17 protein-coding genes are annotated in these 20,378 nt (G+C 68.7%); 7 read left to right on the forward strand and 10 right to left on the reverse strand.

Annotated features, from left to right (window positions below; all coding sequences use genetic code 11):
- The first annotated feature begins 30 nt into the window (after window positions 1-30).
- The 3 genes from EPA99_RS02800 to EPA99_RS02810 all read left to right on the forward strand — a co-directional run bounded on the left by EPA99_RS02800 (window position 31) and on the right by EPA99_RS02810 (window position 4,532).
- Window positions 31-1,290 carry an MFS transporter gene (locus EPA99_RS02800; RefSeq protein ID WP_164978534.1) on the forward strand — a complete coding sequence of 420 codons (1,260 nt, stop codon included), beginning with the start codon at window positions 31-33 and terminating at the stop codon, window positions 1,288-1,290.
- 141 nt (window positions 1,291-1,431) lie between these two features.
- Window positions 1,432-2,823 (forward strand): APC family permease, encoded by a 1,392-nt coding sequence (locus tag EPA99_RS02805; protein ID WP_129469651.1) that lies wholly within the window; start codon window positions 1,432-1,434, stop codon window positions 2,821-2,823.
- 77 nt (window positions 2,824-2,900) lie between these two features.
- A complete protein-coding gene (locus tag EPA99_RS02810; RefSeq protein WP_129469652.1) occupies window positions 2,901-4,532 on the forward strand; it encodes an AMP-binding protein in 1,632 nt (543 codons plus the stop codon).
- A 174-nt stretch (window positions 4,533-4,706) separates the two neighbouring features.
- On the opposite strand, the gene EPA99_RS02815 is transcribed toward EPA99_RS02810, so the two are convergent.
- The 5 genes from EPA99_RS02815 to EPA99_RS02835 form a co-directional block, all read right to left on the reverse strand.
- The gene (locus tag EPA99_RS02815) at window positions 4,707-5,084 is read right to left on the reverse strand and encodes a hypothetical protein (protein ID WP_129469653.1); all 378 of its coding nucleotides are present in this window, start codon (window positions 5,082-5,084) and stop codon (window positions 4,707-4,709) included.
- 82 nt (window positions 5,085-5,166) lie between these two features.
- On the reverse strand, window positions 5,167-5,565 hold the full coding sequence (locus EPA99_RS02820; RefSeq protein WP_241688251.1) for a copper chaperone PCu(A)C: 399 nt from the start codon (window positions 5,563-5,565) through the stop codon (window positions 5,167-5,169).
- 79 nt (window positions 5,566-5,644) lie between these two features.
- Window positions 5,645-7,096 carry a PepSY-associated TM helix domain-containing protein gene (locus EPA99_RS02825; RefSeq protein WP_129469655.1) on the reverse strand — a complete coding sequence of 484 codons (1,452 nt, stop codon included), beginning with the start codon at window positions 7,094-7,096 and terminating at the stop codon, window positions 5,645-5,647.
- Between the two features lie 52 nt (window positions 7,097-7,148).
- Complete coding sequence (locus EPA99_RS02830) at window positions 7,149-9,260, reverse strand: TonB-dependent copper receptor (RefSeq protein WP_129469656.1); 2,112 nt, start codon at window positions 9,258-9,260, stop codon at window positions 7,149-7,151.
- A gap of 58 nt (window positions 9,261-9,318) precedes the next feature.
- Window positions 9,319-9,789: a DUF2946 family protein gene (locus tag EPA99_RS02835; RefSeq protein WP_241688231.1), complete on the reverse strand. Its 471-nt coding sequence runs from the start codon at window positions 9,787-9,789 to the stop codon at window positions 9,319-9,321.
- A 167-nt stretch (window positions 9,790-9,956) separates the two neighbouring features.
- On the opposite strand from EPA99_RS02835, the gene EPA99_RS19050 reads away from it, so the two are divergent.
- Window positions 9,957-11,918, forward strand: a complete 1,962-nt coding sequence (locus EPA99_RS19050; RefSeq protein WP_129469657.1) for a methyl-accepting chemotaxis protein — start codon at window positions 9,957-9,959, stop codon at window positions 11,916-11,918.
- Between the two features lie 68 nt (window positions 11,919-11,986).
- Here the strand turns inward: EPA99_RS19050 and EPA99_RS02845 are convergent, their stop codons facing one another.
- Window positions 11,987-12,319, reverse strand: a complete 333-nt coding sequence (locus tag EPA99_RS02845) for a DUF3175 domain-containing protein (protein ID WP_129469658.1) — start codon at window positions 12,317-12,319, stop codon at window positions 11,987-11,989.
- 455 nt (window positions 12,320-12,774) lie between these two features.
- Here EPA99_RS02845 and EPA99_RS02850 point away from each other — a divergent pair, with 455 nt between their 5' ends.
- Window positions 12,775-14,034 carry a GAF domain-containing sensor histidine kinase gene (locus tag EPA99_RS02850; protein WP_425479148.1) on the forward strand — a complete coding sequence of 420 codons (1,260 nt, stop codon included), beginning with the start codon at window positions 12,775-12,777 and terminating at the stop codon, window positions 14,032-14,034.
- Between the two features lie 15 nt (window positions 14,035-14,049).
- Here EPA99_RS02850 and EPA99_RS02855 read toward each other — a convergent pair whose 3' ends face one another.
- A complete protein-coding gene (locus EPA99_RS02855) occupies window positions 14,050-14,406 on the reverse strand; it encodes a TfoX/Sxy family protein (protein WP_129469660.1) in 357 nt (118 codons plus the stop codon).
- A 10-nt stretch (window positions 14,407-14,416) separates the two neighbouring features.
- Window positions 14,417-15,400 (reverse strand): LysR family transcriptional regulator, encoded by a 984-nt coding sequence (locus EPA99_RS02860; RefSeq protein ID WP_129469661.1) that lies wholly within the window; start codon window positions 15,398-15,400, stop codon window positions 14,417-14,419.
- A 290-nt stretch (window positions 15,401-15,690) separates the two neighbouring features.
- On the opposite strand from EPA99_RS02860, the gene cysG reads away from it, so the two are divergent.
- Together cysG and cysK are read left to right on the forward strand one after the other, a co-directional pair.
- The gene (gene cysG / locus EPA99_RS02865; protein WP_129469777.1) at window positions 15,691-17,145 is read left to right on the forward strand and encodes a siroheme synthase CysG; all 1,455 of its coding nucleotides are present in this window, start codon (window positions 15,691-15,693) and stop codon (window positions 17,143-17,145) included.
- Between the two features lie 45 nt (window positions 17,146-17,190).
- Entirely contained in the window at window positions 17,191-18,150 is a 960-nt protein-coding gene (gene cysK / locus EPA99_RS02870; protein ID WP_129469662.1) for a cysteine synthase A, read from the forward strand.
- A 69-nt stretch (window positions 18,151-18,219) separates the two neighbouring features.
- Here cysK and EPA99_RS02875 read toward each other — a convergent pair whose 3' ends face one another.
- The gene (locus tag EPA99_RS02875; protein ID WP_129469663.1) at window positions 18,220-18,663 is read right to left on the reverse strand and encodes a hypothetical protein; all 444 of its coding nucleotides are present in this window, start codon (window positions 18,661-18,663) and stop codon (window positions 18,220-18,222) included.
- An 88-nt stretch (window positions 18,664-18,751) separates the two neighbouring features.
- Window positions 18,752-20,335: an adenosine deaminase family protein gene (locus EPA99_RS02880; protein WP_129469778.1), complete on the reverse strand. Its 1,584-nt coding sequence runs from the start codon at window positions 20,333-20,335 to the stop codon at window positions 18,752-18,754.
- Between the last annotated feature and the right edge of the window lie 43 nt (window positions 20,336-20,378).

A 20,378-nucleotide genomic window follows, 5' to 3' on the forward strand; every position in this document is an offset into this window, starting at 1 on the left:
CATGCCCATGCACGGATCGTGCTTCCGGCGTTGCTGACCGCTTACACGCTGGCCTTCATCGACCGCCAGCTCATCAGCTTGCTGGTGCAACCGATCAAGCACGATCTCGACCTGAGCGACACGCAGTTCGGGCTGCTGGCCGGATTCGCGTTCGCGCTGTTCTACGTCGGCGTCGGCCTGCTGATGGGTCATGCCAGCGACCGGGTGAATCGTCGCAACCTGATCCTGCTCGGCATGGCGCTGTGGGTGTCTGCCACGGCCGCGACGGCATGGGCATCGGGGTTCTGGACGCTGGCGCTCACCCGCGCACTGGTGGCCATCGGCGAGGCCACGCTCAACCCCGCAGCGCTCTCCATGCTGGCCGACGCCTTCCCTGCGCACCAGCGTGCACGTGCGGTCGGCGCATACAGCACGGGGGCCTTCATCGGCGCAGGCCTGGCCCTGATCCTGGGCGGCGCGCTGATGCATGCGACCCAACAGACAGCCTGGATCGAACTTCCCCTGCTGGGTGGCTTTCGACCATGGCAGGCCGCATTCCTGCTGGCGGCATTGCCAGGGCTGGTTGCGTTGCCGCTGATGTGGTGCGTGTCGGAACCAGGCAGGGCCGCGCAGCGGACCTGCGCGCCCCAACATGCGTCGGCCGAGCGCCCCGACGGGAAGGATCGCCGCCTTGTCCTGGCCTGCGTCATCGGCGGGTTTGCTTTGCTGGCCATGACCTCCTACGGCACGATGGTGTGGCTCCCGGCAGCCTTCATTCGCACCTGGGGATGGACCACGGCCGAGGCGGGGCTGACCTACGGCCTGCTGCTGCTGAGTTTCGGCATCGCCGGCATGCTGGCCGCTGGTTGGATCACCGACCGCAGCACCAGCCGCGGCCATCGGCAGGCGGCGCTTGCGCTATCCTGCACCTGCGGATGGCTGCTGCTCCCCGGCGCGGTCGGACTGATGCTGGCGCGCTCGGCCGCGATGGCGGTGGCGGCAGCAGCGGTCATTACCTTGCTGGTGGGCATGGTGGTCTCGCTCACGTCCACCACCGTTCTGGCCATCGCCCCTGCGCGTTCGCGCGGCAAGCTCATCGCGATCACCATGCTGGCCGTCAACCTGGTGGGGCTGGGCTTGGGCCCTGCGGCGGTGGCGGTGTTCACCGATGGCCTCTTCGCCGATGAAGGCAAGGTGCACCTTTCCATCGGGCTTCTGATCGTTCTGTCGGCCGTCGGTGGCACGGCCGCGCTCGGCGTAGCGGTCAGCCGGGGCGGTGAGCAGAGGCGCCCTCTGCGCGCGCCGAGTTGAGCCCTGTCGCTTCAGGACGCCAACGCGTCCCCAGGGTTGCCTGCCCGGCCACTGGCCCGGCACCTGACGATGCGCTAGAACTGTCGCACCCGGCCCCGGAGGGAGGCTGGCCCCGCCACACGCCCAAGGCCTCCCACCGCCATGACCGAGCACGCCTGCGATTCCGCCGACCAGGAACTGGCCCGCCTGGGCTACCGCCCCGAACTGCGCCGCAGGCTCGGCCTGGGCGATCTGCTGGTCTACGGCCTGGTGGCGATGGTGCCGACCGCGCCGTTCGCCATCTTTGGCGCGGTGTTCGACGTCAGCCACGGCATGGTGCCGCTGGTGTACCTGGTGGGCTTCGGGGCGATGCTGTTCACCGCGCTGAGCTACCAGCAGATGGCGCAGGCCTTTCCGGTGGCCGGCTCGGTCTATGCATATGTCGGCCGCGGCCTGCACGAGGGCGCCGGCTTCCTGGCCGGCTGGGCGATCCTGCTGGACTACCTGCTGGTCCCCACCCTGCTCTATGTGATCGGCGCCAACGCCATGGCCAGCGTCGCGCCTGGCATCCCGCAGCATGCCTGGATCGTGTTCTTCGTGGCGCTGAACACCGCGGTGAATCTGCGCGGCGTGGAGAACACCGCGCGCGCCAACCTGGTGTTCCTGGGCGTGCAGTTGCTGGTGCTGGCCGTCTTTGCGGTGCTGGCGGCGCTGGCGATCCAGCGCGGCGACCACGGCGCGCACTGGAGCCTGCGCCCGCTGTTCGACCCGGCTGCGTTCTCGCTGCCGATGCTGTTCGGCGCACTGTCGATGGCGGTGCTGTCCTTCCTGGGCTTCGATGCCATCTCCACCCTGACCGAGGAGAGCCGCGGCGGCGCGCGCACGGTCGGCCGCGCCACGCTGGTCTCGCTGGCGCTGGTGGCCGCGCTGTTCCTGCTGCAGACCTGGCTGGCGGCGCTGCTGCTGCCCGAGCTGCGCCGCTTTCCCGACGAGGCCGCCGCCAACAACGCTTTCTTCGAAGTCGGGCGACGCGTGGCCGGGCCGTGGATGCAGACGGTGATCGCGCTGACCGTGGCCATCGGTGCGGCGCTGGCCAATGCGCTGGTGGCGCAGGCATCGACCTCGCGGCTGCTGTTCGCGATGGCGCGCGACGGGCAGCTGCCGCGGTTCCTGCGCCAGGTGCATGCGGGCAGCGGCGTGCCGCGCCGGGCGATCCTGCTGGTGGCCGGCCTGAGCCTGTCGCTGGGGCTGCTGTTCCTGGGCAAGATCGCGCTGCTGGCCACGGTGTGCAGCTTTGGCGCGCTGGTCTCCTTCGTCCTGCTGCACGTGGCGGTGGCCTGGCATTTCCGGCGCTCCGGGCGTTGGCTGGTGCATGGCGTGGTGCCGGTGATCGGCGCACTGATCCTGCTGTACGTGCTCTACAACACCGACCGCCTGGCGCGGATCGGCGGACTGGCCTGGCTGGCAGCCGGCGTGGTGGTGGCGCTGGTCCTGCGCCAGCGCGGGCGTGCGCTGCGGCTGGCCGTGGACGAGGCCTCGCCGCCGGGGTCCTGAAGGCGCTGCGGCGCAACGTCGGGCCGGTATCGCAACGCGCTAGAGTTGGGCCTCTCGCGCACCTCACGACGTCCTGCATGCAACAGCCGATCCGAGACTACTTCGAATACGTCCGCACGCTCGATGCCACACCAGCGCCGGGCCCGCTCAATGCCTGGCAGCGCTGTGTCGGCGCGCACCTGGGACAGCAGCGCGAGGCGCTATGCTGGATCGACCTGCAGCGCGTGGTGCGCCGCTACAGCTTCGAGCAACTGGACACCTGGACCGCGCAGTTCGCGCAGTTGCTGACCGCACGCGGCATCGGCGCGGGCGAGGTGGTGGCCGGGCTGCTGCCTCGGCGGCTGGAGCTGCTGATCGTCGTGCTCGGCACCTGGCGCGCCGGCGCGGTGTACCAGCCGCTATTCACCGCCTTCGGACCCAAGGCGCTGGAGCATCGCTTGACCACCAGCGCCGCCCGGTTGGTCGTGGCCTCCGGCGACCAACGCCCCAAGCTCGATGAGGTCCAGGGCGGGCCACCCGTGCTGACCCTGGAAAGCGGCAACGACGAAGACTTCTGGGCCGCGCTGGAGGGCCTTCCCACCTCGTTCCCGCCGGTGCCGCGGGAGCGCGAGGACCCGTGCATGATCATGTTCACCTCCGGCACCACCGGCGCGGCCAAGGGCCTGCTGGTGCCGCTGCACGCGCTGGATGCCATCGCCACCTACATGCGCGATGCGGTGGACGTGCGCGAGGACGACGTGCTGTGGAACATCGCCGATCCCGGCTGGGCCTATGGCCTGTACTACGGCATTGCCGGGCCATTGGCGCTGGGCCACTCGGTGACCTTTCACGAAGGTCCGTTTACCGTGGAAAGCTGCTACCGCACCATCGCCGAGCTGGGCGTGAGCAACCTGATGGGCGCGCCCACCGCCTACCGCATGCTGATGGCCGCCGGCGATGCGGCCGCCGCACCGGTGAAGGGGCGGCTGCGCGCGGTCAGCAGCGCCGGCGAGCCGCTGAACCCGGAAGTGATCCGCTGGTTCGAGCGTGCGTTGGACACGGTGATCCACGATCACTACGGCCAGACCGAGACCGGTATGACCCTGTGCAACCACCACGCGCTGGCCCACCCCGTGCAGCCCGGCAGCGCCGGTTTTCCCTTGCCTGGCTATCGGCTGGAAGTGCTGGACGAGGCCGGACAGCCGCAGCCGGTCGGCGTGCCCGGCATGCTGGCGGTGCACGTGGCCGACTCCCCTGCGCTGTTCTTCCGCGGCTACTGGAAGGCCGAGCAGCAACCGTTCCGGGACGGCTGGTACCTGACCGGCGACACGGTGGAACGCAACGCCGATGGCAGCATCGCCTTTGTCGGCCGGAGCGATGACGTGATCACCTCGGCGGGCTACCGCATCGGTCCGTTCGACGTGGAGAGTTGCCTGCTGGAACACGAGGACGTGATCGAGGCGGCGGTGGTCGGCAAGCCCGACCCGGAACGGTTCGAGCTGGTCAAGGCCTATGTCGTATTGCGCAAGGAGGCCGTGGCCGACGATGCACTGGCGCAGGCGCTATCGCTGCACGTCAAGCGGCGCCTGTCCGCGCATGCCTATCCGCGCGAGATCGCCTTCGTCGACGCCTTGCCGAAGACACCCAGCGGCAAGATCCAGCGCTTCCTGCTGCGCAACCAGGCCAAGGCCGAGGCCGAGGCCAACCCGCCTCCCGTGCCGGCCGCCTGAGCGGCTCGCAGCGCGTCAACGGGAGCTGCATCTGTGTGGATAGTCTGTGGGAGCGGCTTCCGCCGCGAAGGGGCTCTCCCGGGAAAGCCTCTTCGCGGCGGAAGCCGCTCCCACAAAAGCGCTCGCGCGGCCGCACTTCACTAGCGCGTTTCAAGGATCGCGCCTGCACCGCGCTCAGGGGCCAGCATGCTCCGGGACCACAGGCGGCAGGGTGACGCCGACGGCATCGGTCTGGACACGCGCGCCGCAGCTCATGCATTTGCGGTAATGGCCGCCATCGCGGGCGGTGCGCAGGCGCGAGAGCAGGCCACCGCACTCGCAGCGCTGCTCGCGCCCCTGCGTCCAACGATAGAGATGCCAGCTGACCGAACACGCCCATACGAAGGCAGTCAGCAGCGCGACCAGGCCGATGCCGGCAGCCAGGTAGAAACTCACCCGCGGGCCGATCAGCTCGCCGCTGCGGCTGACGATCTCGGACAGCACGATGCCACCCAGCGCGATCGCCGCTGGCGGCAGGTACATGGTCAGCACCATCTTGGAGACCCGCTTCATGCCATGCCTCACCGCCGAGCCCTTGGTCGCGATCAGCTTGTGGGGCGCAGGATCACGGCCATGTGAGCGGCCCCTGGCGCCCTCAGCCGGCGGGGCGCACCGCCACCTGGATCGTGCGGGGCGGCGCTTGCTCGAACCGCAGCGTCAGCGGCACCGTCTCTCCCGCCTGCACCGCCGGCTTGGCATCGAACAGCATCAGGTGGTTGGCCCCTGGGGCGAAGCGCACGCGCTCACCGGGTGGCAGGGTCACCCCTTCCGGCAGCGCGCGCATGCGCATCACCCCGCCCTCGTGACTGACCTGGTGCATCTCGATGCGGCCGAAGCGCGGGCTGGTGATCGCCCTCAGCCGATCGGGCCGGTCGCCGTGCTGCGTGAGCGTCAGGTAGCCGGCCAGCACCGGCGAGGGCGAGGCGCGGATCCAGGCATCGGTCACTTCGACCCCGGCCGATGAGGGCGGCGCGCCGCTACAGGCGCTCAACACAAGGGTCAACAACGACAGCCTCACCAGATTCGTCACACACATCGCTTCGTCCTCCCGAAGGTTCATCATGATCCCGTGCCTACTGCGTGGCCCGCGCATTGTCGCCTAGCCACCAGCGGTCCAGCGCGGCGATCAGCAGCAGCGATGCGCCCACCAGCGGGAACAGCAGGCCGCCGATCAGCAGCAGGCCGAATATCACCCGCAACGTGCCGCGCTCGACCGGCATCGGCGGCACCCCCAGGCCACGCTGCGGGCGCCGCTTCCACCACATCACCGCCCCGCTCACGCACAGCAGCACGATGCCCGCGCACGCCAGCAGCAGGACGAGCTGGTTGGCAGTGCCGTATTCCTGCCCGAGATGCACGTTGATGCCCCACTCCAGCGCGCGCCCAGCCGGGCCGTAGGCGTCATAGCCCACATCCAGCAGCACCTGGCCGCTGTACTGGTCCAGGTGCACGACCCGCTGCGCATGCAGGTCGGACGGATAGACCGAGGCGGTGTACACACCGTGCGCGCCCCTCGGCAGGGACACGCTGTAGCCGGGCGCTACGCCCAGCGCGTCGAATCGCGCGATCGCCGCATTCAGGCCCATCGCATCGTGCGCCTGGCCCTGGATGTCGGCCATACCACGCATGTCATGGCCGGCATGCCCGGCATGCGGATCGGGCAGCGTGGAGGCAGGCAGCTGCGCCTGGCGCAGGGACCAGGCTGGGGTGGTGGTCTGGCCCAGGCGCTGGGTGGACATCGGCACCTCCACGCGCACACCGCGCGGATAGCCAAAATCATGGCCATTGACCCACTGGTTGACCTTGGCGCCCCAGAGCACCGACCACGGCATTCCCGTCAGCGCCAGGAACAGCAGCACACCGCCGACCAGCACGCCGGTCACCGCATGCAGGTCGCGCCAGAACAGACGCTGGGGCGGACGCCCGCGCACCCAGAGCACCCCACCCAGGTCGCCGCGCCCCAACTGGCCCGCGGGCACCTGCGCGGGGTGCGCGACCCGCGCCCGCGGCCACCACAGGTACACGCCGGTGAGCACCAGGAGGATCGCCCAGCCAGCGGCCAGCTCGATCACCCCGCTGGCGATGGGGCCGAACAGGTCCAGGCTGTGCAAGCGGCGGATCACGCCGGCCAGCGTGCCGCGATCGGGCAGCTGTCCAAGCACCGCGCCGGTATAGGGATCGACATAGACCACCTCGTGCCGCGCATCGGGCGTCATCACCGCCACCTCCACGCTGGCATCGTCGGTGGCTGGCGTGGTGTAGCGGAACACCTGGCCTGGCTGCGCGCGCGAGGCCGCCTCCAGCAGCTGCTGCGGTCGCAGGCGCTCGCGCCCGATGTCCACGACCTTGAGGCGATGGTGGAAGGCCCGGTCCAAGGGCGTCTTGTAGAGATAGGCCGCCCCGGTCAGCGCCAGCCAGGCGATGACCGGCAGCACCAGCAGGCCGGCGTAGAAATGCCAGCGCCACACCGCGCGGTAGAAGCGCAGTCGGTGTCGCGGCGCGGTGGACGGGGTCGGTGTGTTCATGGCCGCTCCTGCGCCCGCGCCCGCGACATCCGGTCGCGGGCGCTTGCTGGGGTCAATAGACGACATTGAGCTTCAACCAGGCCGTGCGGCCGGGCTCGTGGATGCGCACCGGGTCGGCCGGATAGCCGAAGTCCGCACTGCCGGCCAGGTTGAGATGCTCGGCGTAGTCGCGGTCGAACAGGTTGTCCACGCCAGCGGTCAGTCGCCACGCCTCGCTGATGCGATACCCGGCGTTAAGCGCGAAGGTGGCAAAGCCTGCCGTGGGCCCGAGATCGCGGCCGGTCACGTTGCCCTGCATTGGTGCGACCCGCGATTGCGCGCTCACCGCGCGCAGCAGGGCGCCGGCCGACCAGCGGCGGCCTTCCCAGCCGGCGCTCAGCCTGGCTTCCAGCGGCGGCATCTGCGGCAAGGGCGTGCCATCGCTGCGGTTCTCGCCCCAGGCCCAGGCCAGGGTGCTGCCGAGCTTCCAGCCTGAGGCCGGCCGCAGCTCCACGCCGGCTTCGGCGCCGTGAATGTCGGCATCGACATTGGTCAGCGTGGACGACAGTCCCATCATGCCGCCGGCGCCGTAGGCGAACAGCAGGTAGTCCTCGATGCGGCCGACGTAGGCCGACACCCACGCATCCAGGCGCTCGCCCTTGTACTGCGCGCCGAGGTCCAGCTGCGTGGTCCTCTCCGGCCGTGCGGCGGAGAATGCGTTGACCGTGCCCATCGGCCCGCGGTCGGCGGAAAACAGTTCCCAGTAATCGGGCATGCGTTCGGCATGGCCGATGCCCGCATACCAGGTCAATGGCAGGGTAGAAAGATCCTGCTCGTAACGCGCAAAGCCCGATCCCAGCGTGTGCCGGCGGGTCACGCCGTAGGTGGGGTTGGGCATGTCGCTGCCCATGGCCATGGCCATGCCGTCGCCCATGCCCATGGGCTCGCCCATCGACATGCCGCTGATGCTCGCGCGCCGGTCCTGGGCCGCGGCGCGGTCCAGGCGTGCGCCCAGGATCACGCGCTGGCCCGCGCCCGGATGCAGGGTCAGTTCGGCGAACAGCCCCTGGTTGTCCAGATCCGCATCGCTGGCCCAGGCCGCGTACGGTCCCAGGTTGGAGGCGCTGCGGCTGCGATGGCGGCTGTCCTGCCAGTCCGCGCCCGCGGTCAAGGCCAGATGCGTCCATGCCCACTCCAGCGCCAGGCGGCCGCCGCTGGTGCGGCGATCGACGTTGGCGGCCATCGGCATCGGCATGGCCGAATCGGCGTTGGGCGTGCGCAGCGTGTAGTTGTCCATGACGTGGTCGGCGTGGTTGTCGTAGACACTGGCCTTGATGGATTCCCACGCACCGGGCAGGTCGGTTTTTTCGAAACGCGCGCCCAGGCTGGTGCGGCGGAACTGCGCACCGTCCATGCCACGTCCCGCATAACGCGCCAGGCCATCGCCCAGGCCAGCATTGAGCTCCACGACGGTGTGGGCGTCCGGGGTCCAGCCGAGTGCGGCGTCGGTGTTCCACTTGCGCCATTTCGAGGGCACCACGTTGCCGGCGCCATCGCGGTAATCGTCGGCCTCGGAACGGTTGGCGCTCACGCGCGCATAGCCGAGCGTGTTGCCGGCGGTGGCTTCCAGGGTCTGGTCGTTGCGGTTGTTGGAGCCGGCCAGCACGCTGGCCCGTGCCTCGACGCCGGGCTGCTCGAAGTGCGGTGTCTGCCGCTCGAAGCGGACGGTGCCGGCCGAGGCGCCCGGCCCCCACAGCACGGTCTGCGGGCCCTTGACGATGGTCAGCCGGTCGTAGGTCTCCGGGGCGATATAGCTCAGCGGGTTGTCCATGCGCGCCGGGCAGGCACCGGGCATGGCGCCATCGTTGCTGAGCACGTTCAGGCGCGAGCCGAACATGCCGCGCAGCACCGGGTCGCCATTGGTGCCGCCGTTGCGGATGGCGGAAAAGCCGGGGACGGTCTTGAGGTAGTCGGCGCCATCGCTGGCCGGCACCGGCTGCCGCGGCAACCGCGGATCGGTGCTCCAGGTCAGCGGTGTCACGGGGGCGGCGGTGACCAGCACCGCATCGAGGGTGCGGGCGCCATCGACGGCTTCATCGGCCACGGCGAACGACGCCGGCAGCGCGCATGCGCAGCCAAGCGCCAGCCTCGACGGCAGCGTCGAGACGAAGGAAAACACAGGCATTGGAAAACACTCCGGAAAGGCACGGGCGACGCCCGCACCCTTCAGGCACGCGCGCCGGTCAGCAAAGCGATGTGGGGCCTATGGCCAGCGGCGGCCCACGCGCGCCCAGGTGGCCGTGCCAGGCCTGGCCGGTGCGGCCCACCACCTGGACCAGGCGCGGCGCGGGCGCGCGCAACAAGGGCAGGACCAGCAGCGCGAACACCAGCCAGGGCAGCAGTCGCGCGGCCAACAGGCAGTAGTCGCACTCCACCCCCATCCGGTGACCGGCGTGCGGATCCTGCGCTGGCGCTGCCGCCGGTGATGCGGCCGTCGCCGGCGGCTCGGCCGCTGCCGCCATCGCCGCGTGATGATGGTGGTGCATCCCTTCCATCGACCCATCGGCTGGCGATGGGGCCCCGAGCGCGGACGAAGCTGCCGGCAGCACCCCATAAGCCTGCCAGCGACTGATCAACGGCCCGACGATCACCAGCAGCGTGGCCAACACGGCCAGCGCGGCAAACACGGAGAAGGGGCGGTGGCGAGTGCTCACCGGCCAAGTGTAGGCGCTCGGGCCTTCGAGGTCGAAACCGCAGGGTCCCGATCACACGATCTCCACCACGGTGAACGGTGTCCGGCCGGTCAATCAAGATTCCCCGGGCCTTGCCGATACCGCGGCACAAGCCGGATCACACCAGCACCCACCAGTCAGGATTCGCGATGTCCCAAACCCGCAGCCGTACGCATTCCCGTTGGTGGCCCTTCTCCCGGCGCCGCGACCTTCAGTCCCAGCTGACCGCGGTCAACCGGGTCATGGCGGTGATCGAGTTCGACCTGGAGGGCCGCATCCTCCACGCCAACGAGAACTTCCTGTCCATCATGGGCTACCGGCTGGAAGAGGTTCGCGGCCAGCATCACGGCATGTTCGTGCCGCCCGCAGAGCGCGCCAGCGAGGACTATCGACAGTTCTGGGAAGTCCTGCGCCGGGGCGAGTTCAACGCCGGGCGCTACCGCCGCCTGGGCAAGGACGGCCGCGAGGTGTGGATCAATGCCTCCTACAACCCGCTGCTGGACAGCGCCGGCAAACCCTACAAGGTGGTCAAGTACGCCACCGACATCAGCCACCAGATGCGCCAGACCGCAGAGTTCGAGGGCCGCATCGATGCCATCGACAAGGTGATGGCGACGGTCGAGTTCTCGCTGGATGGCACCATCCTCGAGGCCAACCAGAATTTCCTCGACGCCATGGGCTACCGGCTGGAGGAGGTCCGCGGCAAGCACCACAGCCTGTTCGTGGACCAGGCCACCCGCGGCTCGGAGGAATACCGGCGCTTCTGGCAGAAGCTGGGCCGCGGCGAGTTCGATGCCGGCCGCTACCAGCGCGTGGGCAAGCACCACCGCCAGGTGTGGATCCAGGCCTCCTACAACCCGGTGTTCGATGCGTCCGGCCAGCCGTACAAGGTCATCAAGTACGCCACCGACATCACCCAGCAGGTGGTGACCGCCGCCGATGCGCAGGGCCGCATCACTGCCATCGACAAGGTGATGGCGGTGATCGAGTTCTCAATGGATGGCCACATCGTCGGCGCCAACGAAAACTTCCTGCAGACCATGGGCTATCGCCTGGAGGAGATCCGCGGCAAGCATCACGGCATCTTCGTCGATGCCGCCTATCGCACTTCCGAGGAATACAAGCAGTTCTGGAACAAGCTGGGCAGCGGCGCCTTCGATGTGGGCCGCTACCGCCGCCTGGGCAAGCATGGGCGAGAGGTCTGGATCCAGGCGTCCTACAACCCGATCCTGGATATCGCCGGCCGGCCGTTCAAGGTGGTCAAGTACGCCACCGACGTCACCGAGCAGGTGCGCTCGGCGCAGGAGATGCGCAACCTGGTGGCCCAGGCCACCGAGATCGCGCAGAACGTGCAGGCCGCCGCCCGCGACATCGCCTCCAGCAACCAGGACCTGGCCGAGCGTACGGTGTCGCAGTCCAACTTCGTGCGCCAGACCTCAGGATCCATCGAGGAACTGGCCGGTACGGTGCGCAGCAACTCCCAGCATGCCGAGGACGCCCGGCGCATGGCCAGCGATTCGGCCGCTGTAGCCCGTCGCGGGGCGCAGGTCATCTCCGATGTCGTCACCACCACCGCTGGCATCCGCGACGGCAACGATCGCATCGGCCAGATCATCGAGGTCATCGACGGCATCGCCTTCCAGACCAACCTGCTGGCGCTCAACGCCGCGGTCGAAGCCGCACGCGCCGGCGAGCAAGGGCGCGGCTTCGCCGTAGTAGCGCAAGAGGTGCGCCACCTGGCCCAGCGCTGCGGTGTGTCGGCAAAGGAGATCCGCGACCTGATCAGCAATACCGCCGGTCAGGTCAACGATGGCGCACGTCTGGCCGAGCACGCCGGCAGCGTCATGCAGGAAGTGGTCAGGGCGGTGCTGCAGGTCACCGCCACGGTGGAACAGATCGCCGCAGCCAGCGAGCAGCAGGCCGATGGGGTGCAGAGCGCAAGCCAAGCCCTGCACGCCATCGATAGGCAGACCCAGCAGGACGCACGGCTGGTCGAGGAGATCGCAGGTTCCGCCCGCGCGCTGGAAGAGCAGGCCGATGCGCTGTTTTCGCTTGTGGCCGGCCCGCAAGCGGAAACCCAGACTCCGGCCACCTCTTCGCGCGCGGCCTGAGCCTGGCACACACCCGACGGCCACGCCGCGCGTGGCCTTTCTGCCATCTCAGTCCATCGCCCGCAGGTTCAGGGCGAGCCTTTCTCGCCCTTGCGCGGCTTGTCGAACAGCACGCGCAGTTCCTCCTTGGCTTCTTCCAGCACCTTCAGCTGGCGAGCCGGCAGATTGCGCCCGGAGCGATTGATGTAGAACACCAGCATGGACATGGCCGAACGATACGGCGTGGTCCGCTTCTTGTGCGTGCGCTCGGCAGTGCGCTTGAGTAACCGGGCGATGGAGGCCGGATCCTCGTTCTGGAAGACATCGTCATCGCTGTCTTCGATTTCCTGGCGCTTCTCGTCGGCTTTGGACCATTGATCCGTGGATTGCTGCTGCAGCTGGGCAGGTGCGAACTGTGCCATCGTGGCCTCCTGTTGGACGTCTTTCGCGTCATTGGTTCGTAATGCCGTTTACGGCGTTCCTCTACGACCTTTCCGATCTGCGCGTGCCGTATGGCAGCGCTCGCCTCCTTGTTGGATCAGATGACCAACATTTATCAAAATAAATGTGCACGGGTAAATACCTCGCATCCATCACATGAATTATTTTCACTGCATCCACGCATTCACTCCGCTTAATAGCGGCGATTAACTGGGCAGGCATCCGCCAATCAGACTTTCGTCGTATCGATAAAAAATCGCGGGCGATCGGCAAAGCATGATCGCCGCGATTTCCACGAAAACGTTTTCTTGCGCAGATGCGGCTTGCAGGCTCGCAACACACCTCCTGCGATCGAATCGCTTCGCAGGGGACACGGGTGGAGACAGGGCCGTGAACCGCCCACCCCAGACCCGCCCGATGCATCCACACGCGCCGCATGCAGCGGGGGCGTCAGAATCGAACTTCCATCACACCACGCGCCGCCGCCCCAAGGCCTCTCATGACCCTTCCTGGACCTGACGCGGCCCTGTGCCATCCTCCGCGCGGCTTCGCCGAAGCGCTGCGTCTGGAGACCTTGCGCAGCTATCACATCCTGGATACCCCGCAGGAAGCCGCGTTCGACGACCTGACCCGCATCGCCGCGCACGTCTGCCAGGCGCCGATCGCCCTGGTCAGCCTGGTTGACCGCGACCGCCAATGGTTCAAGAGCGTGCAGGGCCTGGACGAGCGACAGACGCCGATCGAGCAGTCGGTGTGCGCGCACGCCATCCTCCAGGACGGTCTGTTCGTGGTGGAAGACACGCTGCAGGACGCGCGATTCGCCGACAACCCGCTGGTCACCGGCCACCCGCATATGCGGTTCTATGCCGGCGCCCTGCTCAAGACGCCAGACGGCATGCCCCTGGGAACGGTGTGCGTGCTGGACACCCGGCCGCGCAAGCTCGAAGCCGCCCAGGCGGAGACCTTGCTGGCCCTGGCGCGACAGGCCATGACCCAGATGGAGCTGCGCCGACTGCTGGCGCAGGAGCAGGAGGCCAGCCACTACCGTGCGCGATTGATGGCCATCGCCGGACACGACCTGAAGACGCCGCTGCGCGCGGCCGCCTATGCGGTGGAAAAGCTGCAGCGCAGCGCCAGCGACGTGCAACGGCCCATCCTGGAAAGCGCGCGCGAGCACCTGCGCCAGATCGGGCAGGAGTTCCAGGAACTGGCGACGATGGCCGCGGCAGGCGCCGCGCAAGCCCGTCCCAGCCTTGAGCCGCTGCCGCTGGCCGAAGTCCTGGAGCCGGTCCTGTCCAACTGGCGGCGCCTGGCCGCATCCAAGGGGCTGCAGCTGCGTTCCGTGCCCACCTCCCTGGTGGTGTGCAGCCACCGCGCCCTGCTGTCCACGCTGCTGGGCAACCTGGTGGGCAACGCGGTCAAGTACACCGAACACGGCCGGGTGCTGGTCGGCTGTCGCCGACGCGGCGACCGGGTGATCGTGGAGGTCATCGACACCGGCATCGGCCTGGACGAGGACGATGCCAGCAAGGTGTTCAACGCCTTTCGCCAGGCCGACCCGCGCAGCGAGGGACTGGGTGTGGGTCTGTGGATCGTGCACAGCACGGCGCAGACCCTGGAGTGCCCGGTGCAGGTGCGGTCCCGCAAGGGCGTAGGCAGCCGCTTCAGCGTCAGCCTGACCCTGGCCCCGGCGTAGGACCCGGCGGGGCGCTCAACGCGGCTTTGCGGCCGCGCTCGCCTTGCCGGTCTTGCGCGGCCTGGGCTTGGGCAGCGGCAGCGCTGCAGCGGTGGCCCGCAGCAGCCGCGACAACACGTCGGATTGCTCGACCGGGTCGATCAGCAGGTGCGGCCTGGCACCGGGAAACGGGGCGCCCATGGCCTGCTCGGGTTCCAGCAGTGCGTGACCGGCTTCGGTGGACTTGACGAACAGCTGGTTGTCGCAGACCAGCGCCACCACCTTGCCATCCAGGTACAGCGCATACTCGCCGAACATCTTGCGCCAGCTCAGCGCCGCGTCCAGGCGGGCCTGGCCCGCGATTTCCTCGATGAAGGAGGGGTCGGCCGCCATCGGCGTGCCTTCAGTTGGTGATGGTCTGGGTCAGCGATTCCCAGGTTGGCGGCAGCGGCCAGTCGGCGTCCTGGTTGCCGTCCATCACCCGCCGCAGGTCGCGCTTGTCCACCTGTGGGGCCAGGGCATGCACCAGGTCCAGCGCATAGTCGCGCAGTACGCGCTCGCGCGGCAGCACCGCCCAGGCGATGCACTCCTTGATCTCCGCTGGCGCCACCCAGGCGCGCAGGTCGCCATCGCTGGCGTTGATCGCCATCTCCGCCAGCAGGCCCACGCCCATGCCGGCGCGCACATAGGTCTTGATCAGATCCGCATCCAGCGCGGTCATGGCGATATGCGGCTCCAGCCCGCTCTCGGCGAAGGCACGCTGCAGCGAAGAGCCCGGGCGGGTGGAGGACTCGTAGCTCACCAGCGGATAGGCGGCCAGCGTGGCCAGGTCCGGGGCGCGCCGCTGCTGGTCCAGCGCGTGATCGCGCGGCACCACCACCAGCCGGCGCCAGCGATACAGCGGGATCGCCAGCCCGCCCTGCGGGGTGTCGCCGGAGGTGCTGATGACGGCCATGTCGGCATCGCCCTGACCCAGCAGATCCAGCGCGTCGCGCTCACCGGCGTGCTGCAGGTGCACGCTGACCTGCGGATAGGCCTGCTTGATCTGCGCCACCGCCGGCGGCAGCACGAAGCGCGATTGCGTGTGGGTGGTGGCCAGGATCAGCTGGCCGTGCGCCTCGCGCCGCTGGTTGGCGGCGAAGGTGCGGATATTGTTGGCCTCGGCCAGCACGATGCGCGCCCGCTCGATCACCTCGGCCCCGGCCGGCGTGACCGACTCCAGGCTGCGCCCGCGGCGCACGAACAGCAGGAAGCCCAGCTCGTCCTCCAACTGCTTGAGCTGCTTGGACAGCCCAGGTTGGGTGGCGTGCACACGCTGGGCGGCCACAGTGATGTTGAACTCCGCATCGGCGATGGCCACCAGGTAGCGCAGCTGGGTCAGGGTCATGCGGGCAATCCCGGCGATGAAGCGTTCAAGGTATCCGTGCACGCGCTGGCCCGACCACGCCCCGCCGCGGCACGGCGGCGCACCGTGGATGCGTTGCGCCCCGCAGGCGCCAGGGATGTGATGAAAGGTCGAGCGCACACGACAGATGGCCTGCGACTGTAAGCCACCGACCGTCACCAGCATATAACCGAAAGTAATCTGCAGTATCCGATCCACCATTTCCGGGGTGATGGACGCGCCGGTTAGCGTCGGTCCTCTGTCTTTACACCGCTTCCCTCGTGACCGCATCGTTGCCCCCTGCCGCCCTGTTCCCCCTGTTCGCGGACCTGCGCGGGCGGGCCGTGCGCGTGGTGGGCGGCGGCGCGGTGGCCGAGCGCAAGATCGAGGCCCTGCTGCACGCCGGCGCCCTGCCCCGCGTGGGCGCGCCGGCCCTGAGCCCGCGCCTGGCGCAGTGGGTCGCCCAGGGTCGTATCGCATGGGATTCCGGCAGCTTCACCCCGGCCTGGCTGGACGAGGTGTGGCTGGTGATCGCCGCCACCGACGAGGCCAGCGTCAATCGCGCGGTCGCCGCCCAGGCCGAAGCGCGCCGGCTGCTGGCCAACGTGGTGGACGATGCCGAGCTGTCCAGCTTCCAGGTGCCGGCCATCGTCGAACGCGGCGAACTGCAGATCGCCATTTCCAGCGGCGGCCACGCGCCGATGGTTGCGCGCCACCTGCGCCGCCAGTTGGAAACCCTGCTGGACGAGTCCTGGGGTTCGCTGGTGGCCCTGCTCGGCCGCCAGCGCGCGCGCATCCGGGCGCGTTTTCCGGACATGGGCCAGCGCCGCCGCTTCTTCGAACACCTGCTTGCCGGTGCGGTGCCGCGCCTGCTGCGCCAGCGCCAGGACGCGGCGGCCGAGACCGAACTGCAGCGCGCCTTGGCCACCGCGGCAGAGGCGCCGTTGGCTGGCACGGTGACGCTGGTGGGCGCCGGCCCGGGCGATGCGGGCCTGCTGACCCTCAATGCGCTGCGCGCGATGAACCAGGCCGATGTGATCCTGCACGATCGCCTGGTCAGCGCCGAGGTGCTGGCCATGGCCCGGCGCGATGCGACCCGCATCGAGGTCGGCAAGTCCGCAAAGGGCCATAGCACGCGGCAGGAGGACATCCATGCGCTGATGCTGGAGCACGCCCGCGCCGGCAAGCGCGTGGTGCGGCTCAAGGGCGGCGACCCATTCGTGTTCGGCCGCGGTGGTGAGGAACTGGAAGTGCTCAAGGCCCATGGCATCGCCTTCGAGGTGGTGCCGGGCATCACCGCCGCGCTGGCCTGCGCGGCCTACGCCGGCGTCCCGCTCACCCACCGCGACCACGCCCAGGCGGTACGCCTGGTGACCGCGCACTGCAAGGACTCCATGGACACCCTGGACTGGCAGGCGCTGGCGCAGGAACGGCAGACGCTTGCCGTGTACATGGGCGTGGCCGGGCTGGAAACCTTCCGCGACCGGCTGCTCGCGCACGGCCGCGCCGCCGCCACGCCCTTCGCCCTGGTCGAGAACGGCTCGCAGCGCGAGCAGCGCGTCATCACCGGGACGTTGGCGGACCTGGCCGAGACCGCGCGCCTGTTCGAGGTCGCCTCGCCCGCGCTGCTGATCCTGGGCGAAGTGGCCGCCCTGGCGCATCCCCTGCACTGGCACGGCGCTCCCCCATTGAGTGCCCCGACACAAGCCCGCAACACCCACGCGCCTACCTTGTCGCGCGCGGCCTGATCCCCACTCACCTATCCCGCGGTTCGCAACGGAGACCTTCGCACCATGGCCCTCTACGACAACATCCTGGACACCATCGGCAATACGCCGATCGTCAAGCTGAGCCGCCTGGCGCCGGCGCACACCACCGTCTATGCCAAGGTCGAGTCGTTCAACCCGGGCGGCTCGGTCAAGGACCGCCTGGCGCTGGCGATCATCCTGGACGCCGAGGCCAAGGGCCTGCTCAAGCCGGGCGACACGGTGGTGGAGGCGACCTCCGGCAACACCGGCGTGGCCCTGGCCATGGTCTGCGCCGCGCGCGGCTACAAGTTCGTGGCGACCATGGTGGAGACCTTCTCCATCGAGCGCCGCAAGCTGATGCGCGCCTATGGCGCCAAGGTGATCCTGACCCCGGCCGCCGAGCGCGGCAGCGGCATGGTGCGCAAGGCCAAGGAGCTGGCCGAACAGCACGGCTGGTTCCTGGCCAGCCAGTTCGCCAACCCGGCCAACCCCGCCTATCACCGCAACACCACCGCTCCGGAAATCCTGCGCGACTTCGCCGGCAAGCGCCTGGACTTCTTCGTCAGCGGCTGGGGCACCGGCGGCACCCTCACCGGCGTGGGCGAAGTCCTGAAGCTGGCGCGCCCGGAGACCAAGATCATCGCCACCGAACCGGCCGGCGCGGCCCTGCTCAAGGGCGAGGAGTGGAAGCCGCACAAGATCCAGGGCTGGACCCCGGACTTCGTGCCCGAGGTGCTCAACCGCGAGGTCTACGACGAGCTGTATACCGTGGACGATACGCGCGCCATCGCCACCTCCCAGCGCCTGGCCGCCGAGGAAGGCATCTTCGTGGGCATCTCCGCCGGCGCCACCCTGGCCACCGCGCTGGAGGTGGCGGAAAAAGCCGTGCCCGGCTCGGTGATCCTGGCGATGCTGCCCGATACCGGCGAGCGCTACTTCTCCACGCCGCTATTCGCCGAGGTCAACGAAGGCAGCGACGACGAATGGCTGGCCGGCCTGCCCTGATCGGTTTTGCACCGCTGCATACGACATCGGCGCCCTGGTGGCGCCGATGTCGTTCGAGACGGATGTGATTCAAGACCCCAGCCAGGCCAGCGATTTGAAGCCGGGTCGTAGCGCGTCCTCCTTCAGCTTTTCACCGATATCGTCGCCCACCGAGATATCGAAGCCATTGAGGCGCCACTTCGGGCCGATATCCGACATGTTGAACTCCAGTCGCGCAGCGCTTTCCGTCGTGACCAAGAGGTAGACCTGACGGGTGTAGTGCGCACCATAGAGCTCCTCAAGGATCAGGTCGTGGGCTCTCACCTCGCCCAGCCTCATGGCTTTCAGTCGCGCCCTGAGCAACTCGTTGCTTTCGCTAACATTCGACCTGCTTTGATCGAATAGAAAATCGACAGCTTCCGGGGTCTTGCCCGAGCTGAGAAGCTCAAAGAACCTCTCCGGGATCTCATTGGGCGATTTGGCCTGCACCGTTCCACACAGCAGCAGGCATCCCAGTAACCAGACAGCTTTCATCCGAACCTCCATATTCGTTGAAGAAGGACCTCGCCCAGAGGTTACGTCAAGTACATCGGTTGTTGTCCATTCCGGCCAATGACGCGACTCAGCGCGAACGCGAACCCGATCCACCACGCCGCGCCCGCGCGTCCTGTGCATGCAGCGCCAGGGTCTCCAGCTCGAACGACGCCAGATCCCGTTCCAGCTGCCATTGCAGCTGCGCCTTCTCGCTGTTCTGGATCAGATTGGCGCAGGCCGCGTCTGGGTCGGTAAGCGGCCTGGAAAGCGCTGCCGCACAGCTGCCCACCGGCGTGCGGCCATCGCCCTTCCACAGGCTCTGGCCGGGGATGAAGGCATAGGTCAGGCCATTGCGCACGATCTGCTTGAGCGTGGGGTAATCCAGCTGTTGCTCCTGGACCGCGCGCAGGTACTCCTGCGTCATGTCGCTGCGCGAGACGCCCTCATCGTCGGTGGACAGCACCACCGGGACGCCAGCCTGCAGATACATGTGCAGCGGATGGTCCGCGCCTTTCACGCCTAGGATCCCATCGTTGCTGCTGAGGTTGATCTCAACCGCGACCCCATCGCGGGCCATGGCCTGCAGCAGGGCATAGGGCGCATCTTCGTAGCCGATGTCCACGCCATGGCCGATGCGGCGCGCGCCGGCAGCGACCGCCTCGCGGATGTGGAAGCGCAGCGCCTCCGGCGGCACCAGCCCCAGGGTGAGTTCGCCGGCATGCAGGGCCAGCGGCACCTGCCGATAGCGCTGGGACAGCGTTCGGAACATCGCCATGTGCAGGCGGTAATCGGCCAGCGCCACCGGGTGATCTTCCGGCGCGACGATGTTCACCCCGGCCACGCGCCGCGGATCGGCGTCGGCCAGCGCGTAGCCCATCAGCATCTGCCCGAACACCGCCGCCGGGGGCAGCACGCGCAGCACATAGGGCATGTAGCGGTAGCGTACCTGGCAGGCCGCACTGGCCGCGGCGGTCTCGCAGCGCAGCAGCGTGCGCACCTTGGCATCGAGCTGGGCGAACTCATCGCGCGCCTGCGCCACCAGGCCCGGCAGCTGCGCTTCCAGCGGCGCCAGGTTGGCCTGCAGGTCCTGGCCCTGCCAAGGCTGCTCGGCCGCCAACTTCGCCAGCACGCCGGACTGGGTCGGGTTGGTCATCAATTCAACGTAGGACACGCGGTCGCGCGCGGCCTGTTCCAGGGTGGCGGCGACCTGTTCGGCCTTGCGCGGATTCAGGGCGTCGAAACGCGCGAAGGTCCTGAAAAACTGGTCGTGCCCGGAGGCAGCGCCTTGCCCGGGCTGGTAGTTGCGCATGGACAGTGCATCAACCGTGGCTGCGTACAAGGCGGCATCGCGGGCGGCCAGGCCGCGCGCAGGCACGCGCTCGGCATCGCAGGGCCCGGCCGAGATGGCGTGGTCGTCGCTGCGCGCCACGCACAGCCCGTCCTCGGCCGCCCAGCGCAGGAAATCCTCGGCATAGATGCTGCCGCCCAGGTGGTTGTGCAGATCGGCGCCCTTGGGCATGGCCTGCAGCAAGGCGCGCAGCTGCGGCGTGCGCGTGCGGGCCTGGTCCATCAGTGCCGCCACCTGCGCCTGCCGCGGTGCGTCGGCCGCAGGCCGTGCGGCGGCGGCCGTCGCGTGCAAGGCCAGCGCCAGCGCCAGCCAGTACGCGCACATGCGCGCGCCCTGGATTCTTTTCACAATCGCCCCCTTGATCGTG

The sequence above is a fragment of the Pseudoxanthomonas composti genome (genome assembly GCF_004122095.1).
Taxonomy (GTDB): Bacteria; Pseudomonadota; Gammaproteobacteria; order Xanthomonadales; family Xanthomonadaceae; genus Pseudoxanthomonas_A; species Pseudoxanthomonas_A composti.